Genomic DNA, 22154 nt, shown 5'->3' on the forward strand with positions numbered 1-22154 from the left:
TACGCTCCTGGGTGGTTTCCATCGAGGAGTTGATCGAACGCAGGGTGGCGAGTGCGCCCATGGCGGAAGAATTGGTGATGATGCTCGTCATTAGAGTGTCCCTTGATTACTTTAGACGATTTAGGGGACATACCGGACTTCCCGGTGATGGCGGATCGGCTTCATGCCACTCGGTTCCAACTATCTCGGAAGAAACCAAACCCGTCATGTGAAAGGGACTATCGCGTGCAAAGCTTGCGAATTGATTAAATGCCCAAGGCAGCTTCGTCCGAGATAACTTATACTTAACAAGACTTTAATGGTCTCCCGGATGCAGGGGGCACAGTCCCCGCCGCCGCCTGCATAGATGTGTCGGACGGTCGTTCGCTCCTGCCTGAGGCAAGCTCCCCCAAGTAAACTCGCCTTCGAACAAGGACTAGCAAGCCGGCGCCGGTCGCCGCACCTCTTCGACGGAGCTCTTAGTGAACGCCCAAGCCATCTTTTCGACCGCCTCCCGGCAATACCAGAAGGGGCAGTACACAGACGCGCTCAACCAGCTGAATGTGCTGATGGGGATCAACCGCGACACCAAGACCTACGTGCTTCTGGCGAAGGTGCTTGTAAAACTCGGCTTCAAGGCTGAGGCGGCCCGCGCCTACCAGCTCGCCGGCGAAGCCGGCGGCTCGCGGGCGGAGGATTACCTCACCGACGCCATGAAGCTCTACTTCGCAAACGGGCAGGAGGACGAGGCGCTGAGCATCGGACTGCCGCTTCTGGAGAAGGCCAAGACGGACGCCGAGATCGCCTTCATCATCGCCTCGATCTTCCTCAAGCGCGGCGAAAAGGAAATCCTCGGGCTTTTCAAGGCGCCGCTGACCTTGAGCACCAACCGCCTGCACAATGCGCTTGCCTTCAAGCTGTTGACCGCCGAGATCAACGACCTGCAAGATCGTGACGCGCTCGCCAACCTCTTCCGCAACAACCCGAAGAACACCACGTTGCGTTCGGCTCATCTCGTCTATGCGCGCGAAGCCAACGACTATGCCGAGGTCGAGAAGCACGAACGCGACATCCAGAGGGCGCTGAAAGCCGGGCAGACCGAAATTCTTGCGGCTGAAGCGCCCTACTATCATGCGACCTGGTGCGGCGACGAAAGCTTCAACCGTGTCGCCGGCGCACAGCTCAACCCGTTCCCGAGCAGCCTGACGGAAGTCCGCCGCGCCGCGCCGCACAGCTGGGGCGAGCGTATCCGCATCGGCTATGTTTCCGCCGATTTCTGGGACGACCATGCGACGATGAAGCTGCTGAAGGCGGTGCTGATGGCGCACGACAAGACGCGCTTCGATGTCACCCTCTTCTGCCATACCAAGAGCGCGCTTGCGACGCGCGACCAGGACATACGCGCAAAATGGGGGAGGATCGTCGAGATCGGCGACCTCTCCGACGACGAGGCCGCGCACGTCATTCGCCAGGAAAACATCGACATTCTCGTCGACCTGAAGGGGCACACGCTCGAAAGCCGGGTCTCTATCTTCAACCGGGCGGCAGCTCCCGTGCAGGTCGGCTGGCTGGGCTTCCCAGGCACCACGGTCAACGTCGATCTCGACTACATCATCGGCGACCCGTGCGTGCTTCCGGACAGCAGCAAGGCGCATTACTATGAAAAGTACTGCCGTCTGCCGGAGACCTACCAGCCCAACGATCCCTACGAGCGCGCGCGCCCACGGGCGATGTCGCGACAGAATGTCGGCCTTCCCGAAGATGCATTCGTGTTTGCCTCCTTCAACGCAAACCGCAAGATCTCGCTTCAGACGGTCAACCTCTGGGTCGACATCCTCCGCCAGACGCCGGGAAGCCTGCTGTGGGTGCTGTGCGACAGGGCGGACGCACGCACAAATCTGCTGGCCAAGTTCAAGAGCGCCGGCATCGATACCAAGCGCATCGTCATCTGCGGCAAGCTCGCCTACCAGAACCACGTCGACCGCGTTCCGCTGGCCGATCTCGGCCTCGACACCTATCCCTACAACGGCCACACGACCACATCCGAGCAGCTCTGGGCAGGCCTGCCGGTGCTCTCCTTCAAAGGCACGAACTTCGCTTCACGCGTGAGCGAGAGCTTGCTGAACGCCATCGGCGTGCCGGAGCTCGTGGCCGCCGGACCGGAGGACTACGTCAAGGAAGCTGTCGCGCTCTACAACAACCGTGACAAGATCGCCGACTATCGGAAGAGGCTGGACGAGAACCGGTTCCGGATGCCGCTGTTCGACGCGGAACGTTTCTGCCAGCACCTGGAAACGGGCTACGAAATGATGGCCGATCGCGCCAAGCGCGGACTTGCACCCGATCACATCGACGTTCCGGCGTTGCCGCCGCGCAGCGGGTCGTTCGAACGCTGAACGGCGACAATTCCTAAAAAGACAAAAGGCAGCGCCGCGGCGCTGCCTTTTTTGTTGTCCCGTTTCGAAGATCGCGACGCCCGATGACGCGAATGATCCGGAGCGTCATGCGTCAAAGGTGAGCCCATCGCGGTCTGTCGGGCACGCCTTTCCTCTTTGAATTTTTGATCTGTCGTTGCCGCGCCGCGCAGGTTTGCGCGGCAGGCTCAACTGAAGGAGCGCACCAGGCTGCCGACGAGCAGGTTCCAGCCGTCGATCAAGACGAAGAAGAGAATCTTGAACGGCAGCGAGATCGCCGTCGGCGGCAGCATCATCATGCCCATGGCCATGGTGATCGTGGCGACGATCAGGTCGATCACCAGGAACGGCAGCATGATCAGGAAGCCGATTTCGAAGCCGCGGCGAATTTCCGAGATCATGAAGGCCGGCACGACGGCGCGCAGGTCGACTTTATCATCGACGACGACCGTCTGGCCCTTTTCCTTGGCGATGTCGATGAAGAGCTGCAGGTCCTTGTCGCGCGTATTGGCGAGCATGAAGTCGCGGAACGGCTCGGTGATCCGGGGGATCGCTTCCGTCTCGGTGATCTGGTTCTTCATCAGCGGGTCGATGCCGTCCCGCCAGGCGCGATCGAAGGTCGGCCCCATGACATAGAAGGTCATGAACAGCGCCAGCGAAACCATGATCATGTTGGACGGCGTCGTTGCCAGGCCCATGCCGGTGCGCAGGATCGCAAAGGCGATCACGAAGCGTGGAAAGCTGGTGACCATGATCAGGATGCCGGGGGCCACCGACAGCACGGTCAGAAGACCGAAAGTGCGGATGATCCACGAGGCGGCAGAGCCGTCGACAGGCGTATTCAGGATATCAGAGGGGAAGCTCTGGGCGCCGGCAATACCGGACATCGCCATCATGGCAACTATAAAGGCGACTAGCCGGACCATTTATCGAATCATTGGATGACGAAGGTTCTGAACATCACATTGGTTACGCGCCCATCGGAGCGCAGGTCAACCCGCTCCTGGATGTCATCCCGGAGATATTGAAAGCCGCGCGGTCCCTGGATCTGCTGCAGGGAGACGGTTTTCAGGTAGGCGGCGATATCCTGGTGGATCTGCTCGGCCAGTTTCGGGTCGGGCACGCCGTCGAACTGCAGCGCCACTTCCAGGCGGATCCAGTTTTCCGAGGGATAGGCAAGGTTCGTGGTGATCGGGTCGAGCTGGACAACGCCGTTCGCTTCGATCGCGACCTTCGGCAGCCCCTCTTCGCCGGTCGCATTGGCGGCCGGCTCTTTGGCTGCTTCCACCTGCTCCTTCGGCGGCGGTGGCGCGAGCAGGCCGCCGACCAGCCAGCCGCCGCCACCGGCAACCAGCGTCAGCACGGCGATGGCCGCAATGGTCAACACCTTCGACGGAGGCTTCGGAGCGTTGGAATCGAGTTCTTCCATCTTGCCGTTCCCTGCCGATCAGATCGGCGAAAATAGATCCATGAACTGCTGGCCGTAGGGCGGCTGCTGCACTTCAGTCAGGCGGCCACGGCCACCGTAGGAGATGCGCGCCTCGGCGATGCGGTCGTAGGAGATGACGTTGTCGGCATCGACGTCCCGCGGCCGGACGATGCCGGCGACGTTCAGGATGCGCAGTTCATGGTTGACGCGCACTTCCTGCGAACCGCTGATCAACAGGTTGCCGTTTTCGAGCACGCCGGTCACGACGGCCGCAACGAGCAGGCGCAGCTTTTCCGAGCGCTCGGTCTTGCCGTCGCCTTCGGTCTTGGTGTTCGAGCCGTATTTCAGTTCGCCGGACCAATCGAAATCGCTCGTCTGCGACTTGCCGTTGGCGCCGATGTTGAAGCCGCTCGCATTCTTGCGGCTGCGGTCGGTCTTGTTGTCGAAGGTGGCGCCTTCGTTGATCTTGATGTCGACCGTCAGGATGTCGCCGACATTGATCGCGCGTGCGTCCTTGAAGAGGGCCGCCTGCTGGTCGTTCCACAACGAATAGCCGTTCGTCATCTGGCGCGGCTGCTTCGGGTACATCGCCAGCTGCGGCGTCTGCGAATATTGCAGGCCGCTGCCGATCGGGCTCATCGACGGCGCGCGGCCGATTTCGTTGAGCGCCTGGTTCTGACATCCCGCAAGGAGGGCGGCCCCGGTCAGTATAGCCGTTAGACGCGTTTTCATGATGGTTCCTTCGAGGTGTTCGGGTCGCTGGCGCTCGAGATGATGTTGGTGAGAACCGCCGCCTTCTCGTCGCTCATTTCGCTCAGGATCAACGACGACTGGCGCGCCGGCAGCTGCATGACGATGGCGGCGGCGATTTCGGGCCTCACCATCTCAAGCTTCCCGGCAGCTGCGTCCGGCTTCATCGTCTTGTAGATGCCGACGAGGTTGAGTTCCGCCTGTTTCAGGAAATCGTTGCGGCGCTTCAGCCAGTCTTCGTATTCGTCGCGGCGCTTTTCGAGCGTTGCGATACGCTCGTCGATGCTGGCCTGCAGCGTTTCGAGATCCTTGCGCTGCAGCACATAGCGCTGGTCGCGCGCGGCATCGGCGATGTTGGTGCAGAACTGCTGGATTTCGTTCTGGGTCGCGTCGCTGGCCGGCGGCGCCGTGACGTCCTGGGCGAAGGCGCCGGGCATCGAGAGCATGGACGCGACAGCCGCTGCGGCGAGCAGCAGCTTGGGCGTCAGGCCGAGAGAATGATTGTCGTTTGCCGTCATTGCAGCACGAGCTCCGCCTGGAGGGCACCGGCCGTCTTGATGCTCTGCAGGATAGCGATGATGCCATCCGGCTTGACGCCGATATTGTTGAGGCCGGCGACGAGCGAGCGAAGGCTCGACCCGTTGAGGATCGCCACCGTGCCGCCGTCGGACTGCGCGTTGATGGTCGTGTTCGGCTCCATCGCCGTCTGTCCGCGCGAGAAGGGCAGCGGCTGCACCACCGTCGGCGTCTCGCTGACTTCCACGGTCAAGGTTCCGTAACTGACGGCCACCTCGTTGACCCGGACATCCTGGCCGATGACGATCGTGCCGGTGCGTTCGTTGATGACGACGCGCGCGGGCACGTCGGTTTCGATGACGATGTTTTCGATGTCGGCCATCAGCCGCGCGAGATCCGCCATCTTCGGCTTCTCGACGAGAACGGCCTGGCTATCGCGGGCTTCCGCAATGCGACCGCCATATTGCTGGGCCGCATATTTGTTGATCGCTGCGGCCATGCCGACGGCGGTCGAGAAATCAGGATTGCGCAGCTGCAGCACAAGATTGAAGCCGTCCTTGAACTTCGACGGCAGCTCGCGCTCGATGATGGCGCCGTTCGGCACGCGACCAGACGTCGTGACACCCTGGTTGAGGGTCGCAGCATCGCCCTGCGCGTTGAAGCCGGTGACGACGACGGAGCCTTGCGCGACCGCATAGATCTGGCCGTCGGCACCTGAAAGCGAGGTCATGACCAGCGTGCCGCCGCGCAGCGACGTGCTGTCGCCGAGCGAGCCGACGGTCACATCGACGCGGCTGCCGGGGCTGGCGAAAGGCGGCAGGTTCGCCGTCACCAGCACGGCCGCGACGTTGCGCGTCCGGGACTCGCCGCCCTGGGTGGAGATGCCGAGATTCTGCAGCATCGCGCGGATCGACTGGTCGGTGAACGGCGACGAGCGCAGGCTGTCGCCCGTGCCCTGGAGGCCGACGACGAGGCCGTATCCGATGAGCTGGTTGTCACGACCGGCCTGAAGCGAGGCGACGTCCTTGATCCTGGATGCGCCGAAGGCGGGCGTCAGCGCCATGGAAAACGCGACGGCCAGCGACAGGAACCATTTGCATGCAAGCATTTTCATTTCGCCACCACATGGACAGTGCCGTCGGCCATCACCGTTCCGGAAACGATGACGCCGGTATCGATGTTGCGCGCCCGGATCAGTTCGCCGACGGCGGCGTCCTGGAGCGGCGATCCGGCAGCGCTGATGGTCAGGCCGCCATTGCTAAAGACGAGGCGCACGGTCGAACCGCGCTCGACGGCGTACTGCTCGCGCAGCGCGCTCGCGAGAATCACCCGGCCGGGAAGAAGCGTGCGCTTGGTGACCTTGCCGTCGATCTCGCCCAGCGTTCTGATGTAACCGTCGGCGAGATCAGGGTTGGTGACGTCGACGACTTCGACGCGGCTCGCATCGACGGTTTCGCCCGGATAGATGGTCTGCGTGGGGATTACCGCCGTCAGCCGTTCCGCATAACCTGCCGAAGGCAACAGGAAAGCGGCGGCAAGGAGCGCGCCAGCCGCCAGCCGCCGCGCCCTGGCGCGGCCGGCCTTCGAAGCCTTGATGTCTGCGGATCGGCGAAACGTCATGTTTGCCCCCTCTTTCGTTACCTGAGGTTCTTGCTCACCGTGGCCGCCATTTCGTCGGCGGCCTGAATGATCTTGGAGTTCATCTCGTAGGCGCGCTGCGCCGAGATCAGGTCGGTGATTTCCTTGACCGGATCGACGTTGGACGCTTCGAGATACTTCTGCTTGATCTGCGCGAAGCCCGGATCGGCCGGCGTGCCGACGATCGCGTCGCCGGAGGCCGGCGTCTGCTTGAAGAGGTTTTCGCCCTGCGGCTCGAGACCCGCCTCGTTGACGAAGTTGGCGATCGTCAGCTGGCCGATTTCCTGCATGGCGGGGTCGTTGCCGATGCGCACCATCACCTGGCCGGAGCTGGTGAAGACGATGTCGGTCGCGTCCTGCGGAACGGTGATACCCGGAACAACGGTGTAGCCGTCGATCGTTACGAGCTGGCCCTGGGCATTCTTGTTGAAGGCGCCGGCGCGGGTATAGACCGTCTCGCCATCGGGCGTTTCGACCTGGAACCAGCCGCGGCCGATCAGCGCCAGGTCGTACTCGTTGCCGGTCGAAACCATGCTGCCCTGGATGTGAAGATTGCGCACGGCTGCCGTCTGCACGCCGAGGCCGATGATCGCGCCTTCCGGAACGATCGCCTGGTTGGAGCGGTTCGGCACGCCCTGAGCGCGTTCGGTCTGGTACAGCAGATCGGAAAACTCGGCGCGCGCGCGCTTGTAACCCGTCGTGTTGATGTTCGCGATGTTGTTCGCGATGACTTCGAGGTTCAGCTGCTGGGCGTTCATGCCGGTGGCGGCAATGGAAAGGGCCTTCATGTCTCGTTCCTTCAGATCTGCATGCGCGCAATTTCGAGGTAGGCGGTGACCACCTTGTCGCGGATCGCGATCGCGGTCTGCAGCGACTGTTCGGCGCTCATCACCGCATCGACCACCTCACGGGTGTTTGCCTGGCCGCGAATGCCGTCGAGCGACATGCCTTCCGCCTTCTTCATCGCGCCGATGGCGTCGGTCGCCATGTCGCCGAGAACCGAAGCGAAGCTCTGCCCCTGCGGCACGCCCTGGGTGGCGGCCGGCATGCCGAAGATCGACGACGAGGATGACGTAGAGTGGGTGCCGTCGGTCTCTTTGGTGACCGAGAACGCGCCGAGGGATTTAACTGCATCGATCATTATTGCGAGGCTCTCAACAGGTCGATTGTCTGGGAAATCAGGTCGCGGGACTGCTTGATGGTCTGCAGGTTCGCCTCATAGGCGCGGTTGGCTTCGCGCATATCGGCCATCTCGACCAGGATGTTGACGTTCGGCAGCTTGACCATGCCCTTTTCGTTGGCGGCCGGATTGCCCGGATCGAACTCGATGTTGAAGTCCGAATCGTCCGTTCCCTGGCGCTCGATCTCGACCAGCGAGGCGCCGCTTGCGCGGTCCACTTCGGCGGCAAAGCTGATGGTCTTGCGCCGATAGGGATCCGCGCCCGGCGTATCGCCGGTGGAGCGGGCGTTGGCGATGTTTTCGGAGACGATGCGCAGGCGGGTCGATTCCGCCTGCAGGCCGGAGGCCGATACCTTGAGGGCCGAGGTCAATGGATCCATGGTTCTTACTTCCGTACCGCCATTAGCATCATTCGGTGAAAGGCCTTTACGAGGCCCGCGGAGAGCTCGTAGTCGCGCTTGATTTCGCCGGTCTTCATCATTTCCTGCTCGATCGCGACGCTGTTGCCCGATTGCTGGATCTGCACACCGTCGACCATGCCGACTTCAGCCACCTGAGAGGCTGCGAGGCCGTCCGTGAAATGCATCTTGTTGGTCGCCGCCATCTGGATGCCGGCGTCCTGCAGAACGCTTTCGAACGGCTTGACGTCCTTGGCCTTGTAGTGCGGCGTGTTCGCATTGGCGATGTTGCCGGCCACCACGTTCTGGCGAACGGTCAGCCACTGGGCCTGCCGGGACGCGAGTTCGAAAAGCTGAATCGGTTGCATCAAAAGCTCCATGCTTGGTGATGCGAACCTAGGCCGGTAATCTTGCGTGGGACTTTCGTCGGAAAGCGATGCCCGAGGGAACGCGGCGGCGACGGCCGGAGATTGCCTGTAAACGGCGGAAAGCCGCGGCATCCGTCAGAGATGGCGCGGCCCTCGTGGGCAAGAAGGCAAGCCTAAGTCAGTTGGCCTGGTACATTTCGCCGGAGGAGGTGATCATCACCCAGTGGCCATCCCGCTGCTCGAGCGTGGCAAGACGCGTGTTGTCGGGCAGAACCGAACCGACGCGCACGATGTACATGCCGCTCGCATCCTCGATCAGCGCACGACCGTTGGCGACATGCATCAGCTTGAAGCCGGACTTGCCGGGAAAAGGCTGTGACAGCCCCTCTTCCGTGGCTGCCCCTTCCGGCCCCGGACCACCGCCAATGCCGGGCACGGTCGCCGTCGTCAGTTGGTCGATGGCGGCCATGGTCTCGCCGTCCGCGTCGGGCATGGCGAGCGGGGAGACCGAGACGACGTTGCGCGCGGCGCGCTCCGGCAGGTCGCGGGTCGAGCCCTGCCACAAGGGCGGCATGGTGAACTTGTCCTGGTGGAAGAAGGCATACCAGGGAAAGAAAGTCGCGAAAGCGGCAAGCGCCACGCCGGTCGCGGCCAGGAACTTGTCGGTCATCGGCATGCGGCTTCGCTTGCGCTGATGAACCATCTCGTCCGCATCATAATCGGTCATGGTCATCACCTCGCTCTCGCACCCGGCTGATTGCCCATCGCCGCCGCCTTCAGCGCGTTGGCGAGATCGGAAAAGGCGTCCTGTGCCGGGCGCTCACCGGCGGTCTGCGTCAGGACCTCGTAGATGACCGGGACCTGCTTGATCGCCATGTCGAGGTCCGGATCGCCACCCGGGCGGTAGCCGCCGATCAGGCGAAGGTCGCGGGTCTCTTCGAAGCGGTGGATCAGCGCCTTCAGGCGCGAGACCAGTTTCTCCTGGTCGGGGGTCCAGGCCTTGCGCGCGAGACGCGAGATCGAGGCGAGCGGATTGATCGGCGGGTACCGCCCCTCCTCCGCAAGGCTGCGCTCGAGAACGATGTGGCCGTCGAGGATGCCGCGCGTCGAGTCGGCAACCGGATCGTTGTGGTTGTCGCCGTCGACGAGGATGGAGATGATCGCCGTGATCGTGCCCGCGCCTTCGGTGCCCGGGCCGGCGCGCTCCAGCAGGCGCGGCAGTTCGGTGAAGACGGAGGCCGGATAGCCGCGCGCGATCGGCGGCTCGCCGGACGCGGTTGCGACCTCGCGGATTGCATGGGCGAAGCGGGTGACGCTGTCGACGATCAACAGAACGTTGTCACCGTTGTCGCGATAATGCTCGGCGATGGTGACGGCGGTCAGCGGCGCCATCTTGCGTAGCATCGGGCTCTCGTCACTTGTCGCGACGACCGCGACGGACTTCGCCAGATTGTCGCCCAGTGTGTCCTCGATGAATTCGCGCACTTCACGGCCGCGTTCGCCGACCAGGGCAATCACCACCTTGTCGAAGGCATCGGCGCGCGCCAGCATGGAGAGCAGCGTCGACTTGCCGACGCCGGAGCCGGCGAAGATGCCGAGACGCTGGCCGAGGCAGAGCGGCGAGAAGATGTCGATCGCGCGCACGCCGGTCAGGAAACCCTTCTCGACCCGCTTGCGGGTCATCGACGGCGGCGCGGTGTTGGTGATCGAGCGGCGTACGTCGCCCTGTTGCAGGGGACCGAGACCATCGATCGGCTCGCCGAGCGCATTGATCGCACGGCCGCACCATTGGTCGGTCGGCGCGACACGGAAGGCGCCCTTGCGAATGACGGTGTCATGGATGCCGATCGGATCGCCGGGCTCGATCGGGCAGACGACCACCCGCTCCGGTTCGACCCGAACCACCTCGCCGAGATGGGTCCCAGTGACGCTCTTGTGGGCGACGAAATCGCCGAGCCGCACATGCCGCGACAGGCCGGTCACCGTGTAGTGGCCAGGCGAGATCGTCTGGACGTGACCGCCGGGCGCGATCGAGAATTCGGGTTTGGCATAGCGTTCGACCAGGCCGGCAAGTGCCGCCAGAGATGTCGATCCTGCGCTCGTTTTCTGGCCTTCGCTTTGCATGCCGATGTCCGTCACAGGTTAGCGGCTGCCGCCAAGCGTCTTGACCGCTTCTTCAAGCGATCCTTCGCCGTCACGCAGCAGGGCGGTGATGTTGTCGAAGGCACGGGTGACCATGATCAGCTGCGACATTTCCTGAATGGCATTGACGTTGGACTCTTCGAGGAAGCCCTGCATGACGCCGACATCGAAACGGTCGACGACCGGCTCGACCTGTGCCGCCGGCTGAACCGCGCTGTTGTCGAGGCGAACGAACCCCTTGCTGAAATCGGCCTCGTAGAGGCCGAGCGAGGCGACGGCGACACCGTTCTGGTGAAGCGCGCCATCGGCGCCGACGGTAATCTCGCCGCCGTTGCCGTTGAGCTGGATCGGCGCGCCGCCGGCGTCGAGCACCGGATAGCCGCGGATGGTGACCAGTTCGCCGGTATCCGTTAGCGTGAACCGCCCGTCGCGCGTCAGCGCCGGGCCGGCGGGCGTCTCGATCTGGAACCAGGCGTCGCCCTTGACGGCAAAATCGAGCGCCGAGCCCGTGCGCGTCAGCGAACCGTTGCTGGTGTTCAGGAACTCCTCGCCCTTGCTGACATAGGCAACCTTGGTCGGCTTGGTGTCGCCGAGCATCTGGTTGAACTTCACCTCGGTGCCACGGAAGCCGACGGTGTTGGCGTTCGCGATGTTGTCGGCAAGTGTGTTGAGGCGCTTTTCAAGCGCCATCTGCGACGAAATCGCAACGTAAAGACCGGTTTGCACGCTCAGTTTCCCCCGAGTTTCAGGCTGTTGATGGACAGGAGAAGATCGGAAGAAATGCCGTAGCCGCTCGATGAGCCGAAGACCGCGAGCGGATCATAACCGTCCGTTGAATTTTTGGTTTCCCAGAGCGCAGTGAACCGGTCGAGAAAATCGGCAACCTTGGTCGGGTCCTGGAAGTCCTTGAAATCGAGCGCCTGCTCATAGGTCTCGGCCTGGCGATCGACATTGGTCGCTGCAAATTCGTCGGGCAGCTGCAGGGCCGTGCGCACCACCTGGGCGATCGCCTCGTCGGCGATGATGGCGTAGCCGCTGTTGATCGTCGGCGCCATGCGGGAAAAATAAAGGGCAAGCCTGACGCCGGCATTCTCTTCGCCTGCGTCCTGTTCCAGGGTCTGGCGCGTATATTTTTCTGCGACGCCCTTCTGCGCACGATCAAACGACGTGGCGGCCGCGCCGTGGGCTGCAAAATTCAGCGATTCGACGAGCTGCTTGTAGCGGTTGTCGGTCAGCTTGTTGGCGAAGGCATCTTCGTTGTCGACGCCTTCCGTCAGCACCTTGCGCATGAAGGCCTTGGCATAGGCCATGTCTTCGAGGCCGTGCGCCTTCATCGCGTAATTGTAGAGGCGGGTATCGGCAAAGAAGTCGTCGATCGTTTTGACGTCACCGATCTTCGACAGATAGTACGCAGTCTCGCGCGCCACATCGGGCTGCTCGGCAACACGGGCCAGCGACTTCGTCAAGTCGGCCGTAATCAGCTTGTAGCTCGTATAAGTCGTGGTCACGATCGCTCCGCCCCTGCCGGAATGAGACAGGCAGCCCCTGAGCCTGTTCTGACAAATCCTGACCGGGCAGCCTTGCGCGAACCTGTTCCGCCAGGTGGCCCTGTCGCCAGGACCGGCCAGCCTCACGCAAGGATGAAACCGTATCCCGTTAGCGGAAAATAAGATCGCGACAGGTATCGAATATGAACATCATCATCGGACTTCTTGTGACGTTCGGCTGTATCCTCGGCGGCTATCTGGCGATGGGCGGCCACATGGAAGTCCTCAACCAGCCGTTCGAACTGCTGATCATCGGCGGCGCCGGCGTCGGCGGCTTCATCATGGCCAACTCGATGAAGGTGGTGAAGGATACCGGCAAGGCGCTTGGCGAAGCCTTTCGCCACAAGGTGCCGAAGGAACGCGAGTATCTCGACACGCTCGGCGTTCTCTATTCGCTGATGCGCGACCTGCGCACCAAGTCGCGCAACGAGATCGAAAGCCACATCGACAACCCCGAGGAATCCACGATCTTCCAGTCGGCGCCGACGGTTCTGAAGAACAAGGAACTGACCGCCTTCATCTGCGACTACGTGCGCCTGATCATCATTGGAAACGCCCGCTCGCACGAGATCGAAGCGCTGATGGACGAGGAAATCCAGACCATCACCCACGACAAGATGAAGTGCTACCACGCGCTGAACACGATGGGCGACGCCTTCCCGGCGATCGGTATCGTCGCGGCCGTTCTCGGCGTCATCAAGGCGATGGGCGCGATCAGCGAGGCGCCCGAAGTTCTCGGCGCCAAGATCGCGGCCGCTCTCGTCGGCACACTGCTCGGCGTGTTTCTTTCCTATTCGATCGTCGCGCCGCTCGTGGCCAACGTCAAATCGGTGCGCGAGAAGCAGAACCGGCTCTACATCATCGTCAAGCAGACACTGCTTGCCTACATGAACGGTTCGGTTCCGCAGGTCGCTCTCGAATATGGCCGCAAGACCATCTCGGCCTACGAGCGTCCGTCCATCGACGCGGTCGAGCAGGAAATGATGAACCCCGGCGGCGGCGGCGAAAGCAAGGCGGCTTGATCTGATGACCTCCAACGTTCACGCATTCGACCGCAAGCTCCTCGCACGTATGACCGGCGCGCTCGGCGACGACCGGGTGATCGGCCGGCTGGCTCTCGAACTCGGCCAGGTCTTCGGCGAATTCCTGCCGGACATGTGCCGGGCGGAGACGGGTCTCGACATCACCATCGGCTATGCCGGCCACCGGACCGGGATGCGCCGCGACTTGATCTCGTCGATGGGCACGGGCGTGCTGATCAGCGAGGTTTCGCTGCGCAACTGGTGCGCGGACTTTCAGATCGGCTGCGACAGCCCGATCATCATCGCTCTGGTGGAGGCGCTGCTCGGCGCCGAGCCCGCCGGCATCGAGGAGCCGCAGCCGCGCGCCCTTTCCCAGATCGAAATCGACGTGGCCGTGCCGCTGTTCGAGAAGATCGCCGACGTGCTCAGGACGGCCGTCAATGCGCCTGGCAGCTTCGAGCCAATCGTCGAACGCCCGCTCAACAGCGTGGCGCGCGCCAAGCCCGATCCGATGATCGAGGACGTTCACGCCGGCGCGATCGACATGACGATCGGCTTCGGCCCCGTGCTTTCCACCTTCTCGATCATCGTTCCGCAAAGCGTGCTTCTGAAGACGACGATCGTCTTCCCCAAGGGAAGCGGACAGCAGCGCAAGGCGAAGGCCGAGTGGACGGAACAGCTGGAGGAACAGGTTCGCCGTTCGGCTGTGACGATCGAGGCCCGCATCCGGCTCGAAAGCCTGACGCTCGACACGATCAGCCGCCTGCAACCGGGCGACGTCATTCCCTTCCTCGATGCCCAGGACGTTCGCGTCGATGTCAACGCCAATGGCCGCGACCTCTATGTCTGCGAATTCGGGCGCGCCGGATCGAAATACACGGTTCGGGTCAAGGATACGCACGGATCCGAACAGGACATCCTTCGCCACATCATGAGTTAAATCGGCCTGCCGCGCGCTCGCAGCATGCCTGAGGCAAGCTTCAACTGGAATAGTTCTCACATGGCACCCAAAAAAGCACCCATCAACGAACAGGCCGAAGTCGCTGTCGGAGATATGGAACTCGACCAGGCGATCAACGACCTGCGCGGTGTCCTGAAGCAGGATTCCGACACGCCTGATGCTTTCGGCTCCGAATTCGGCGGCGAAACGCTTGGCACCACCGATTTCGGCAGTGATTTTGGCGCACCGGCCGCTGGCGGCCTCGACGCATTCGGCGGCGATTTCGGCTCCGGCGACTTCGGCGCCGATCTCGGCGGCGCGGCCGCGACGAGCGATTTCGGCGGCACCGATTTTGCCGCTACGTCCTTCGACAGCGCTGATGTGGCCGTCGATACGCCGCCCGGCAGTGGCATGAACGCCAATCTCGATCTGATCATGGACATTCCGATCGACGTGCAGATCGTGCTTGGCTCGAGCCGGATGCAGGTTTCGGGCCTCATGAACCTCAGCGAAGGCGCAACGATCGCGCTGGATCGCCGCATCGGCGAGCCGGTGGAGATCATGGTCAACGGTCGCGTGATCGGCCGTGGCGAAATTACCGTTCTCGAAGGCGACGATACCCGCTTCGGCGTCAAACTCATCGAGATCAAGGGCAATAAGAAGTCATAGGGCTCAATGATTGGGCGAAGGATGAATCCATGATGGATTTCGAAAGTTTCGAGGCTCAGGCGCTATCAAGGCCGCTCAGCCAGACGGACAAGGCGGCGGCCGTTCTGCTTGCCATGGGCAAGGGCGTCGCCAGCAAGCTGTTGAAGTTCTTCACCCAGAGCGAACTGCAGTCGATCATCGCCTCGGCGCAGTCGCTGCGCGCCATTCCGCCGCATGAGCTCGAAGCCCTCGTCAACGAGTTCGAAGACCTCTTCACCGAGGGTGCTGGCCTCATGGACAACGCCAAGGCGATCGAGAGCATTCTCGAGGAAGGCCTGACGCCGGACGAAGTCGACGGCCTGCTCGGCCGACGCGCCACCTTCCAGTCCTACGAAGCCAACATCTGGGATCGCCTGCAGGAGTGCGACCCGGTCGCCGTTTCCGTCCAGCTTGCCAAGGAACATGCACAGACGATCGCTTACGTGCTGTCGATGATGCCTTCGAGCTTCGGTGCCAAGGTGCTGCTGCAGCTGTCGGAAGAACAGCGCCCGGACATCCTGAAGCGCGCCGTCAACATGAAGGACGTCAACCCGAAGGCCGCCGCAATCATCGAAAACCGCGTCATGGAAATGATCGGCGAGATGGAAGCGGAGCGCAATTCGGCAGGCCCGGCCAAGATCGCCGAGGTGATGAACGAACTCGACAAGCCGCAGGTCGATACGCTGCTTGCCTCGCTCGAATCGCTCAGCACCGCGTCGGCCAACAAGGTTCGTCCGAAGATCTTCCTCTTCGACGACGTACTCTACATGCCGCAGCGCAGCCGCGTTCAGCTCTTCAACGACGTGTCGACCGACATCATCACGATGGCGCTGCGCGGCTCGACGTCGGAACTGCGCGAATCCGTGCTTGCCTCCATCGGCGCGCGCCAGCGCCGCATGATCGAGTCCGATCTCGCCATGGGCGATGCCGGCATCAACCCGCGCGATATCGCCATCGCACGGCGTTCGATCACGCAGGAAGCCATCCGGCTGGCTGCGAACGGACAGCTCGAGCTCAAGGAAAAGGATGTGCAGGCCGCGTGAGGCCTGCCTCCGTCCAACGAGCCGCGCAACGCGGCCAACGGACCGCTCCCCGAAGGGTAATTTCTGTTGAGCCCCGGCGAATGCCGGGGCTCAACTCTTGCCTGGTTTCCGCGCTGGGTCCACTACAGGAGGCGCAATGCAGGGCGTATGTCCGCCGGACGCGCGTCGCTGCAGAGGAACTGGGAGCCGTCCTGTCTCATGTCGGACGATCAGGATAAAGACAGCAAAACAGAAGCCCCGTCAGAGAAGAAGATCTCCGACGCCGCCGAAAAGGGTAACGTGCCCTTTTCACGCGAAGCCACGATGTTCGCATCGACGCTCGCGATCTACATTTTCTTCGTCTTCTTCCTGACCGACGGCGTCGCCACCCTCACCGAGGCGCTCAAGGATATCTTCGAGCAACCCGAGGCCTGGCGGCTGGAAAACGCCACCGACGTCGTGGCCCTGATCACCCATCTGATCTGGAAATCGACGGCCCTGGTTGTCCCGGTTTTCGTCCTGCTGATCGTCTTCGGTGTCGGCGCCTCCATCTTCCAGAACTTGCCCCTGCCGGTTCTCGACCGCATCCAGCCCAAGCTCAATCGGGTTTCACCGATGGCGGGGCTCAAGCGGATCTTCGGCATCCAGGGCCTGGTCGAATTCGGCAAGTCGTTGTTCAAGATCATCATCGTGTCGGTCGTCGTCGTCCTGGTGCTCTGGAACGACTATTTCGCCACGCTCGACCTGATGTTTTCCGATCCGGTCACGATGTTCTCGACAATGGCGAGCGACCTCAACGAGATCATGATCGTCATTCTGCTGTCGACCGCAGTGCTGGCGATCGCCGACCTCTTCTGGTCGCGGCACCATTGGTACACCGAACTGATGATGACCAAGCAGGAAGTGAAGGAGGAAATGAAGCAGGCGCAGGGCGACCCGATCGTCAAGTCGCGCCTGCGCTCGATGCAGCGCGACCGGGCGCGCAAGCGCATGATCTCGTCGGTGCCGCGCGCCACGCTGGTCATCGCCAACCCGACCCACTATGCCGTCGCCTTGCGTTATGTCCGCGAGGAGAGCGACGCGCCTATCGTCGTGGCAATGGGCCAGGACCTGGTTGCCCTCAAGATCCGTGAAATCGCAGAGAAAAACGGCATTCCCGTCTTCGAGGACCCGCCGCTTGCACGCTCCATGTTTGCACAAGTCTCGGTCGATAGTGTGATTCCACCGGTGTTTTACAAGGCTGTTGCCGAACTCATTCACCGCGTGCATGCGTCGCAACCAAAACGGATGACATAACTCCGATGAAAAAGTGCGAATTCTCCGAGAAGCGAGAACAGATCGTAGCTGAAGCAATTCGCCCTGTGGCGACCGAACTGCGTCTCATCGACGCCGCCGATTTCATCGCGCTATTGCGGTTCGAGTCCTATGCCAGCCTCGCTGACCTCGTCGAATCGGCAGCGGAGCTCTATTTTCTGCCCGGCACGGTCAATTTCGGCCTCGGTGGCAACTACAATCTGGATTGGGACAGCGAGCCGGAAATCGTGCTCGACCTCGAACTGAAGCCCCGCGGCGTGACCATCTATGTCCGCCTGTCGCTCGGCAACGAGACGGCCGGGATCGAAATCAGCCACATCAATTTCCAGAACCCTTCGTCCGACCCGGACGAGAACACCGCCTTCCTGGCGCGGAGCCTCGCAGAGGCGAAATTCATCAAGTCCTACGAGTTGCCGCTGGCGAGCTGAAAGCGCCGCTCGGACGGATCTCGTCTGGACGTGCAATTGACGCTGGCAATTCCCTCGGCTCCGCTGCTCAAAAGGCCAGCGTGGTCCGTCGTGTCCGGGGCTAGCTGATGTAGCCGAGGCGGATCGCCTTGGCGATCGCCTGGATGCGGTTGACCGAATCGAGCTTGGTGGTCGCAGCCCCCAGGTAGGCGTTGACCGTGTGGACCGAAAGTCCCATGCGCTCGGCGATCTCTTCGCTGATGTGACCGTCGCCGGCCATCTGCAGGCAGGCGATCTCGCGATCGCTCAAGGTTTCCGCCGGGGCGACGCGCTTCTCGTCGGCCGCCAGAAGGTCGGTCATGATCATGCAACTGCGGCCGTGCAGATCGACCACCTGCTCCGTGGAGGCGTCGACGTAACTGCCGGCAAAGACGACGTAACCGTTGCCCTGGGCGCCGAGCCTGACGGGGAAAGCAATGCCGGAATAGGGAAGTTTGCGACCCTTCAGGCGATGCGCGAAAGGCGCAAGCTCGGAGAGCTCGGCCGCCTGGTGCTCGCCGGCGCCGTCCCAAAGGATCGGTAGCAGCGACTGGTCGAGATGCGCGACCAGTTCTTCGCCATAGGCGTTGACGAGATCATGGGCGTTGGCTTCCGCTGCGACGCCCCAGTTGTCGAGGACGCAGGTGAGCTTTCGGGCGCTGCCCGTTCCCTTGCCGTTGAGGCGCAGGACTGCGAAGTGCTTGGCGTTGATCTGACGCTGCATGGCTTGCAGGCGCGTGACCAAGGTGGCCGCTCGCGCGGCGCGGTTGCCGTTTCTTGCGAGCTTCTGCTCGTCCTCGATCCGCCCGCCGCCAAGAAAATGCGTCATCGCGCCCGTTCCTTACACAAGATTATTGCGCACCGCGTAGGCAATCGCTTCGGACCGCGTCCGGGTCGCGGTCTTGCGCATGACGCTGGTGATGTAATTGTTGATGGTGTTGCGCGAGATGCCGAGGATCACCGCGATCTCTTCGCTCGTCTTGCCTTCGGCAATCCAGAACAGGCACTCCAGTTCGCGCTCGGTCAGCTCGAAGTCGCGGTCATGGCGCACTTCGGCGCGCGTGGTGAAGCTTGCCAGATAGCCCGCCAGAAGCGTGACGTCCCGCAGGCTCTCCTGCGACAGGATCACGTCTTCCGGGACCAGCAGCATCAGGGAGAAACGCAGGCGCCCGACATTGAATGTGACTGCGCAGTATTCGCGGCTGATGCCGCGCGGCAATTCGGTATTGTCGGGAAGCGCATGAAAACACGGCTGCAGCACCGCGAGGCACTTTTCCAGCTCCGTCGTCTTGGCATGAAGCGCGGTGATCACGCCGGAAAGCCGCCGGACGACGTCGAAAGGCCAGTCCGAGCAGACCACGTGGTCGAGGCCGCTGTCCTGCGACAGATCATAGCGCGCCAACAGATAATGGCTCGCGCCGACATATTCCGTCAGCGCCGAAAGGCCGCTTCCGAGACCGCCGCGCCCGGCGACTTCGCCCAGTCGTCGCAAAAGCTGCTCGCGCGAAAACCCGCCGCCGCGTGCGCGTGTCGGTGCCGTCGGCAAAGGCCAGACAGCAATGTCTGCTTGCGAAATGTCCATGAGTTCAGCCCCTGTGCCGGATCCACATCCCGGAACTGCATTTGCGCTGCCGCCGCCAACAGCCGGCCGAAGCCGAATATTACCACCAGTCGCAGATCAGGACGCGAATCAACTGCTAAAAATGTACATCGACGCGAGAAAAAAAACATCGCCCTCTTCTGGCTATTTACTTCGTGTCGCCAGCATGTCGCGATTCGCAATCACACGCCCCTGCCAACACCCACCTGCTGCCGCATGAACCGACTCAGAATCGCAACGCCTTGAAAGGAAAGGCCTTTTCTCTTGAAAATCAGCGATTTTCGCGCGCGGAACGAGAGAGGGGGCCGCATTGCGAGTGGAAAATGATGGGATTTCATCCCAAAAAAGGACGGTTTTTCGCGCACAGAGAATTTCGAATGCGCGCGATATTATACTTTGTTTTCATAGCTGTTGCTCAAATGCACCAGCCTATTTTCAGGCGCAGCTCATTTTACCGATATATAAATTGTGAAAGTCAAAGAATAAATTTCTATAGCAATAATGATATATTTGCGATGAACTCTGTATAGCCCGAATCCGGAATAGTAGATAGCAACGCGGAATGCACGTCATGCGGGCGCGCCGAATCTATAAATTAAGATATCGTTAAAATATTACCATCCGAGATTCCACCGGGACTCCGCCGAACTCCCTTGGAAACTTGAAGCAATTTCGGCGCCAGATGAAATATGGCGGCCGGACTCCGGCAATATTTGACCCGAACACCAAAACCCACCGCAGGCGCGATGAGGCGTGGCGGCGACAAGAAAAATCCCGCCACAAGGGCGGGATTTGCAAGAAGTTCCGGGGCCGTTTTCTGTCCGTCAGGCCGCCTTGTCGAGAGCCCACTTGCGCAGGATCTTCGCCGCGCGCTCTTCGCTGATCTCGACCATGCGGGCCAGGCGCCGCTCCGGCCCTTCCTTGACGCGGCGGTTGAAGCTGCCGCTGTCGTCGCCCATGCTGAGCAGGTCGTCGGTGCTGTCGAAGCCGAAGTCCGAGCCGAAGCCTTCCATGAGCGCGCCACCGGCGCCGGCATTGGCCGGAGAGAAGTCGGGCAGCTCGAGGCCAGCTGCCTCGCCCTGGATCTGGCCGGCGCCACCGCCGAGACCGAGCTGGCGAGCCAGTGGCCGCATGCCCATCCAGACCACCAGGAAGGCAACCACGATGAAGGCGAGCGCGTTGATGATGCCGCCGAGGTTGCGGGTCAGCGTTTCCATGACGCCGGGGCCGGCAACCGCCTGGTCGAGCAGCTGCGTCTCGACGAAGTCCATGGCAGTCAGGGTCACGATATCGCCGCGGCTGGTGTCGAGGCCTGCAGCCGAGGCGACGATCTTCTGCATGTCAGCGAGATAGGCGTCGATCTTGGCCTGGTCGGCCGGCTCGCCCACCATTGCTGCCAGGCGGCCACGGTTGACGACGACGGCAACGGAGAGCCGCTCGACGGTGTAGCTGTTCTTGACGGTGGCGATCGTCTTGCTGTTGATTTCGTAGTTGGTCTGCTCTTCCTTCTTCTCGGCCTGATCGCTCGACTGCGGGCCGGCACCGCCCTTCGGGGCGGCCTGAGGAATGTTCTGCTGTACGGTCGCGGCATTGTCCGGCTGCTGCTGGCTGGACTTCTGCTCTTCCTTGGTCACACGGGTCGAGCGCTCGACACGCGATTCCGGATCGAAGACCGTTTCCTGGATCTGCTGCGTGTCGGTGTTCAGACGTGCCGTGACGCTCGAGCGGAAGTTGTCCATGCCGAGGAACGGAGCAAGCGCGTTGTCGATCTTCTTCTCAAGCTCGGTCTGCACGTTCTGGACAACGCCGAGCGACTGATTAAGGGCGCTGTTGGCCGGGTCGTCGCCGGAGGCGAGAAGCTGCCCGGTCGAATCGAGCACGGTCACGTCATCGACGTCGAGCCCCGGTACGGACGAGGCGACGAGATGACGGATCGAAGCGGCAGCGCTGCGGCCGACCGTGGCGCTGGCGCGGATCATGACCGAGGCGGTGGGGTTCTGGTCTGCCTTGCGGAAGCTGCCGCGCTCCGGCATCACGATGTGTACGCGGGCGGCGGCGATGCCGGAAATCTGCTGGATGGTGCGGCCGATTTCGCCTTCGAGCGCACGTACGCGGGTCACTTCCTGCATGAACGACGTGAGTCCGAGCGAACCGACATTGTCGAAGAGTTCATAGCCGGCATTGGCGCTGCTCGGCAGGCCACGCTCGGCGAGCAGAAGGCGCGCCTTGCTGGTCATGCCGACCGGAACCTGCAAACTGGCGCCGTCAGCCCCGACATTGAAATCGATGTTGGCCTCGGCCAGCGCGATGCTGATCTGGGTGACATCGCTGCGTTCGAGCCCGACATAGAGCGTCTCGAACGAGGGTCTGTTGACGTAAATTCCAGCCCCGAGCACCATGCCGACCGCAACAATGCCAGCCGCCGCCAACGCGATCAGCTTGCCTTGCCCGAGACTGCTCAGGTTCTTCGTGAACGTCGAGAGTTGATCCAACAGACTCATTCTGTTTCCGCACCCAGTATCGCAAGGTCATCGGGCCGATCATCGGCCGAGCGCCCTGCGCAGTTCCAACATTCGGGTTTTCTGGGTATCGACATGCCGAGTATCGACTTCCAATGCGCGCGAATCCACCAGTCCCGATCCGGACCGTAGGAAACGAAACTTGCGCGAACTTGGCTTGATGAGCCCAAACGAAGCGGCGGAAGCCTCGCCACAAAACTTATCCACCGGCGCGAAACGGGCCATCGGGCGCAGCCAAGCCTC

Annotated in this window: 24 protein-coding genes; 7 read left to right on the forward strand and 17 right to left on the reverse strand. The window is 62.1% G+C overall.

All coding sequences use genetic code 11. From position 1 onward, the window contains the following. Positions 1-461: 461 nt before the first annotated feature. Positions 462-2375, forward strand: a complete 1914-nt coding sequence (locus L981_RS06305; protein ID WP_043613011.1) for a glycosyltransferase family 41 protein — start codon at positions 462-464, stop codon at positions 2373-2375. A gap of 206 nt (positions 2376-2581) precedes the next feature. Here L981_RS06305 and fliP read toward each other — a convergent pair whose 3' ends face one another. The 14 genes from fliP to L981_RS06375 all read right to left on the reverse strand — a co-directional run bounded on the left by fliP (position 2582) and on the right by L981_RS06375 (position 12322). Beyond that, entirely contained in the window at positions 2582-3319 is a 738-nt protein-coding gene (gene fliP / locus L981_RS06310; protein ID WP_043613015.1) for a flagellar type III secretion system pore protein FliP, read from the reverse strand. Positions 3320-3327: 8 nt separating this feature from the next. Continuing rightward, a complete protein-coding gene (locus L981_RS06315; protein WP_043613019.1) occupies positions 3328-3822 on the reverse strand; it encodes a flagellar basal body-associated FliL family protein in 495 nt (164 codons plus the stop codon). Between the two features lie 18 nt (positions 3823-3840). Next, complete coding sequence (gene flgH, locus L981_RS06320; RefSeq protein WP_043613021.1) at positions 3841-4554, reverse strand: flagellar basal body L-ring protein FlgH; 714 nt, start codon at positions 4552-4554, stop codon at positions 3841-3843. Beyond that, positions 4551-5090 (reverse strand): MotE family protein, encoded by a 540-nt coding sequence (locus L981_RS06325; RefSeq protein WP_043613023.1) that lies wholly within the window; start codon positions 5088-5090, stop codon positions 4551-4553. Before L981_RS06325 ends, flgH begins: the two co-directional genes overlap by 4 nt. Then, positions 5087-6202: a flagellar basal body P-ring protein FlgI gene (locus L981_RS06330; RefSeq protein ID WP_043613025.1), complete on the reverse strand. Its 1116-nt coding sequence runs from the start codon at positions 6200-6202 to the stop codon at positions 5087-5089. Before L981_RS06330 ends, L981_RS06325 begins: the two co-directional genes overlap by 4 nt. Further along, complete coding sequence (gene flgA / locus L981_RS06335) at positions 6199-6708, reverse strand: flagellar basal body P-ring formation chaperone FlgA (RefSeq protein WP_052201629.1); 510 nt, start codon at positions 6706-6708, stop codon at positions 6199-6201. Before flgA ends, L981_RS06330 begins: the two co-directional genes overlap by 4 nt. 17 nt (positions 6709-6725) lie before the next feature. After that, entirely contained in the window at positions 6726-7514 is a 789-nt protein-coding gene (flgG, locus tag L981_RS06340) for a flagellar basal-body rod protein FlgG (protein WP_034796905.1), read from the reverse strand. 11 nt (positions 7515-7525) lie between these two features. Then, a complete protein-coding gene (locus tag L981_RS06345) occupies positions 7526-7867 on the reverse strand; it encodes a flagellar hook-basal body complex protein FliE (RefSeq protein ID WP_043613027.1) in 342 nt (113 codons plus the stop codon). Further along, complete coding sequence (flgC, locus tag L981_RS06350) at positions 7867-8286, reverse strand: flagellar basal body rod protein FlgC (RefSeq protein ID WP_034796910.1); 420 nt, start codon at positions 8284-8286, stop codon at positions 7867-7869. The genes L981_RS06345 and flgC overlap by 1 nt, the downstream gene beginning before the upstream one ends. Before the next feature lie 5 nt (positions 8287-8291). Continuing rightward, positions 8292-8672 carry a flagellar basal body rod protein FlgB gene (gene flgB / locus L981_RS06355; protein WP_034797574.1) on the reverse strand — a complete coding sequence of 127 codons (381 nt, stop codon included), beginning with the start codon at positions 8670-8672 and terminating at the stop codon, positions 8292-8294. Positions 8673-8850: 178 nt separating this feature from the next. Beyond that, positions 8851-9405 carry a hypothetical protein gene (locus L981_RS06360; RefSeq protein ID WP_043613029.1) on the reverse strand — a complete coding sequence of 185 codons (555 nt, stop codon included), beginning with the start codon at positions 9403-9405 and terminating at the stop codon, positions 8851-8853. Continuing rightward, the gene (gene fliI, locus L981_RS06365; protein ID WP_043613184.1) at positions 9405-10796 is read right to left on the reverse strand and encodes a flagellar protein export ATPase FliI; all 1392 of its coding nucleotides are present in this window, start codon (positions 10794-10796) and stop codon (positions 9405-9407) included. Before fliI ends, L981_RS06360 begins: the two co-directional genes overlap by 1 nt. Before the next feature lie 18 nt (positions 10797-10814). Next, positions 10815-11540 (reverse strand): flagellar basal-body rod protein FlgF, encoded by a 726-nt coding sequence (flgF, locus tag L981_RS06370; RefSeq protein ID WP_043613031.1) that lies wholly within the window; start codon positions 11538-11540, stop codon positions 10815-10817. Positions 11541-11542: 2 nt separating this feature from the next. Then, a complete protein-coding gene (locus L981_RS06375) occupies positions 11543-12322 on the reverse strand; it encodes a DUF1217 domain-containing protein (RefSeq protein ID WP_043613033.1) in 780 nt (259 codons plus the stop codon). Positions 12323-12504: 182 nt separating this feature from the next. Between L981_RS06375 and motA the strand changes: the two genes are divergently transcribed. The 6 genes from motA (at position 12505) to L981_RS06405 (ending at position 17774) form a co-directional block, all read left to right on the forward strand. Beyond that, positions 12505-13383, forward strand: coding sequence for a flagellar motor stator protein MotA (gene motA, locus L981_RS06380; RefSeq protein WP_043613037.1), 879 nt, complete (start codon positions 12505-12507; stop codon positions 13381-13383). Between the two features lie 4 nt (positions 13384-13387). Further along, complete coding sequence (locus L981_RS06385; protein ID WP_043613039.1) at positions 13388-14323, forward strand: FliM/FliN family flagellar motor switch protein; 936 nt, start codon at positions 13388-13390, stop codon at positions 14321-14323. 60 nt (positions 14324-14383) lie between these two features. Next, the gene (gene fliN / locus L981_RS06390; protein WP_043613041.1) at positions 14384-14992 is read left to right on the forward strand and encodes a flagellar motor switch protein FliN; all 609 of its coding nucleotides are present in this window, start codon (positions 14384-14386) and stop codon (positions 14990-14992) included. Between the two features lie 29 nt (positions 14993-15021). Further along, complete coding sequence (fliG, locus tag L981_RS06395; protein WP_034796925.1) at positions 15022-16053, forward strand: flagellar motor switch protein FliG; 1032 nt, start codon at positions 15022-15024, stop codon at positions 16051-16053. A 198-nt stretch (positions 16054-16251) separates the two neighbouring features. Further along, positions 16252-17328, forward strand: coding sequence for a flagellar biosynthesis protein FlhB (gene flhB / locus L981_RS06400; RefSeq protein WP_043613043.1), 1077 nt, complete (start codon positions 16252-16254; stop codon positions 17326-17328). A 5-nt stretch (positions 17329-17333) separates the two neighbouring features. Continuing rightward, a complete protein-coding gene (locus L981_RS06405) occupies positions 17334-17774 on the forward strand; it encodes a hypothetical protein (RefSeq protein ID WP_043613045.1) in 441 nt (146 codons plus the stop codon). A gap of 100 nt (positions 17775-17874) precedes the next feature. Here L981_RS06405 and visR read toward each other — a convergent pair whose 3' ends face one another. From visR to fliF, 3 genes are all read right to left on the reverse strand, one after another. Beyond that, positions 17875-18621 (reverse strand): transcriptional regulator VisR, encoded by a 747-nt coding sequence (gene visR, locus L981_RS06410; protein WP_052201630.1) that lies wholly within the window; start codon positions 18619-18621, stop codon positions 17875-17877. Positions 18622-18633: 12 nt separating this feature from the next. Then, the gene (visN, locus tag L981_RS06415; protein WP_043613049.1) at positions 18634-19374 is read right to left on the reverse strand and encodes a transcriptional regulator VisN; all 741 of its coding nucleotides are present in this window, start codon (positions 19372-19374) and stop codon (positions 18634-18636) included. A gap of 842 nt (positions 19375-20216) precedes the next feature. After that, positions 20217-21893, reverse strand: coding sequence for a flagellar basal-body MS-ring/collar protein FliF (gene fliF, locus L981_RS06420; protein WP_043613052.1), 1677 nt, complete (start codon positions 21891-21893; stop codon positions 20217-20219). Positions 21894-22154 lie beyond the last annotated feature (261 nt).

The organism is Ensifer sp. ZNC0028 (assembly GCF_000799055.1).
GTDB lineage: Bacteria > Pseudomonadota > Alphaproteobacteria > Rhizobiales > Rhizobiaceae > Ensifer.

What these genes read in the sequence shown, in the direction of transcription:
- fliP (WP_043613015.1), bottom strand. Translation starts at nt 3,319, where the DNA reads ATGGTCCGGCTAGTCGCCTTTATAGTTGCCATGATGGCGATGTCCGGT.
- L981_RS06315 (WP_043613019.1), bottom strand. Translation starts at nt 3,822, where the DNA reads ATGGAAGAACTCGATTCCAACGCTCCGAAGCCTCCGTCGAAGGTGTTG.
- flgH (WP_043613021.1), bottom strand. Translation starts at nt 4,554, where the DNA reads ATGAAAACGCGTCTAACGGCTATACTGACCGGGGCCGCCCTCCTTGCG.
- L981_RS06325 (WP_043613023.1), bottom strand. Translation starts at nt 5,090, where the DNA reads ATGACGGCAAACGACAATCATTCTCTCGGCCTGACGCCCAAGCTGCTG.
- L981_RS06330 (WP_043613025.1), bottom strand. Translation starts at nt 6,202, where the DNA reads ATGAAAATGCTTGCATGCAAATGGTTCCTGTCGCTGGCCGTCGCGTTT.
- flgA (WP_052201629.1), bottom strand. Translation starts at nt 6,708, where the DNA reads ATGACGTTTCGCCGATCCGCAGACATCAAGGCTTCGAAGGCCGGCCGC.
- flgG (WP_034796905.1), bottom strand. Translation starts at nt 7,514, where the DNA reads ATGAAGGCCCTTTCCATTGCCGCCACCGGCATGAACGCCCAGCAGCTG.
- L981_RS06345 (WP_043613027.1), bottom strand. Translation starts at nt 7,867, where the DNA reads ATGATCGATGCAGTTAAATCCCTCGGCGCGTTCTCGGTCACCAAAGAG.
- flgC (WP_034796910.1), bottom strand. Translation starts at nt 8,286, where the DNA reads ATGGATCCATTGACCTCGGCCCTCAAGGTATCGGCCTCCGGCCTGCAG.
- flgB (WP_034797574.1), bottom strand. Translation starts at nt 8,672, where the DNA reads ATGCAACCGATTCAGCTTTTCGAACTCGCGTCCCGGCAGGCCCAGTGG.
- L981_RS06360 (WP_043613029.1), bottom strand. Translation starts at nt 9,405, where the DNA reads ATGACCATGACCGATTATGATGCGGACGAGATGGTTCATCAGCGCAAG.
- fliI (WP_043613184.1), bottom strand. Translation starts at nt 10,796, where the DNA reads ATGCAAAGCGAAGGCCAGAAAACGAGCGCAGGATCGACATCTCTGGCG.
- motA (WP_043613037.1), top strand. Translation starts at nt 12,505, where the DNA reads ATGAACATCATCATCGGACTTCTTGTGACGTTCGGCTGTATCCTCGGC.
- L981_RS06385 (WP_043613039.1), top strand. Translation starts at nt 13,388, where the DNA reads ATGACCTCCAACGTTCACGCATTCGACCGCAAGCTCCTCGCACGTATG.
- fliN (WP_043613041.1), top strand. Translation starts at nt 14,384, where the DNA reads ATGGCACCCAAAAAAGCACCCATCAACGAACAGGCCGAAGTCGCTGTC.
- fliG (WP_034796925.1), top strand. Translation starts at nt 15,022, where the DNA reads ATGATGGATTTCGAAAGTTTCGAGGCTCAGGCGCTATCAAGGCCGCTC.
- flhB (WP_043613043.1), top strand. Translation starts at nt 16,252, where the DNA reads ATGTCGGACGATCAGGATAAAGACAGCAAAACAGAAGCCCCGTCAGAG.
- L981_RS06405 (WP_043613045.1), top strand. Translation starts at nt 17,334, where the DNA reads ATGAAAAAGTGCGAATTCTCCGAGAAGCGAGAACAGATCGTAGCTGAA.
- visR (WP_052201630.1), bottom strand. Translation starts at nt 18,621, where the DNA reads ATGACGCATTTTCTTGGCGGCGGGCGGATCGAGGACGAGCAGAAGCTC.
- visN (WP_043613049.1), bottom strand. Translation starts at nt 19,374, where the DNA reads ATGGACATTTCGCAAGCAGACATTGCTGTCTGGCCTTTGCCGACGGCA.
- fliF (WP_043613052.1), bottom strand. Translation starts at nt 21,893, where the DNA reads ATGAGTCTGTTGGATCAACTCTCGACGTTCACGAAGAACCTGAGCAGT.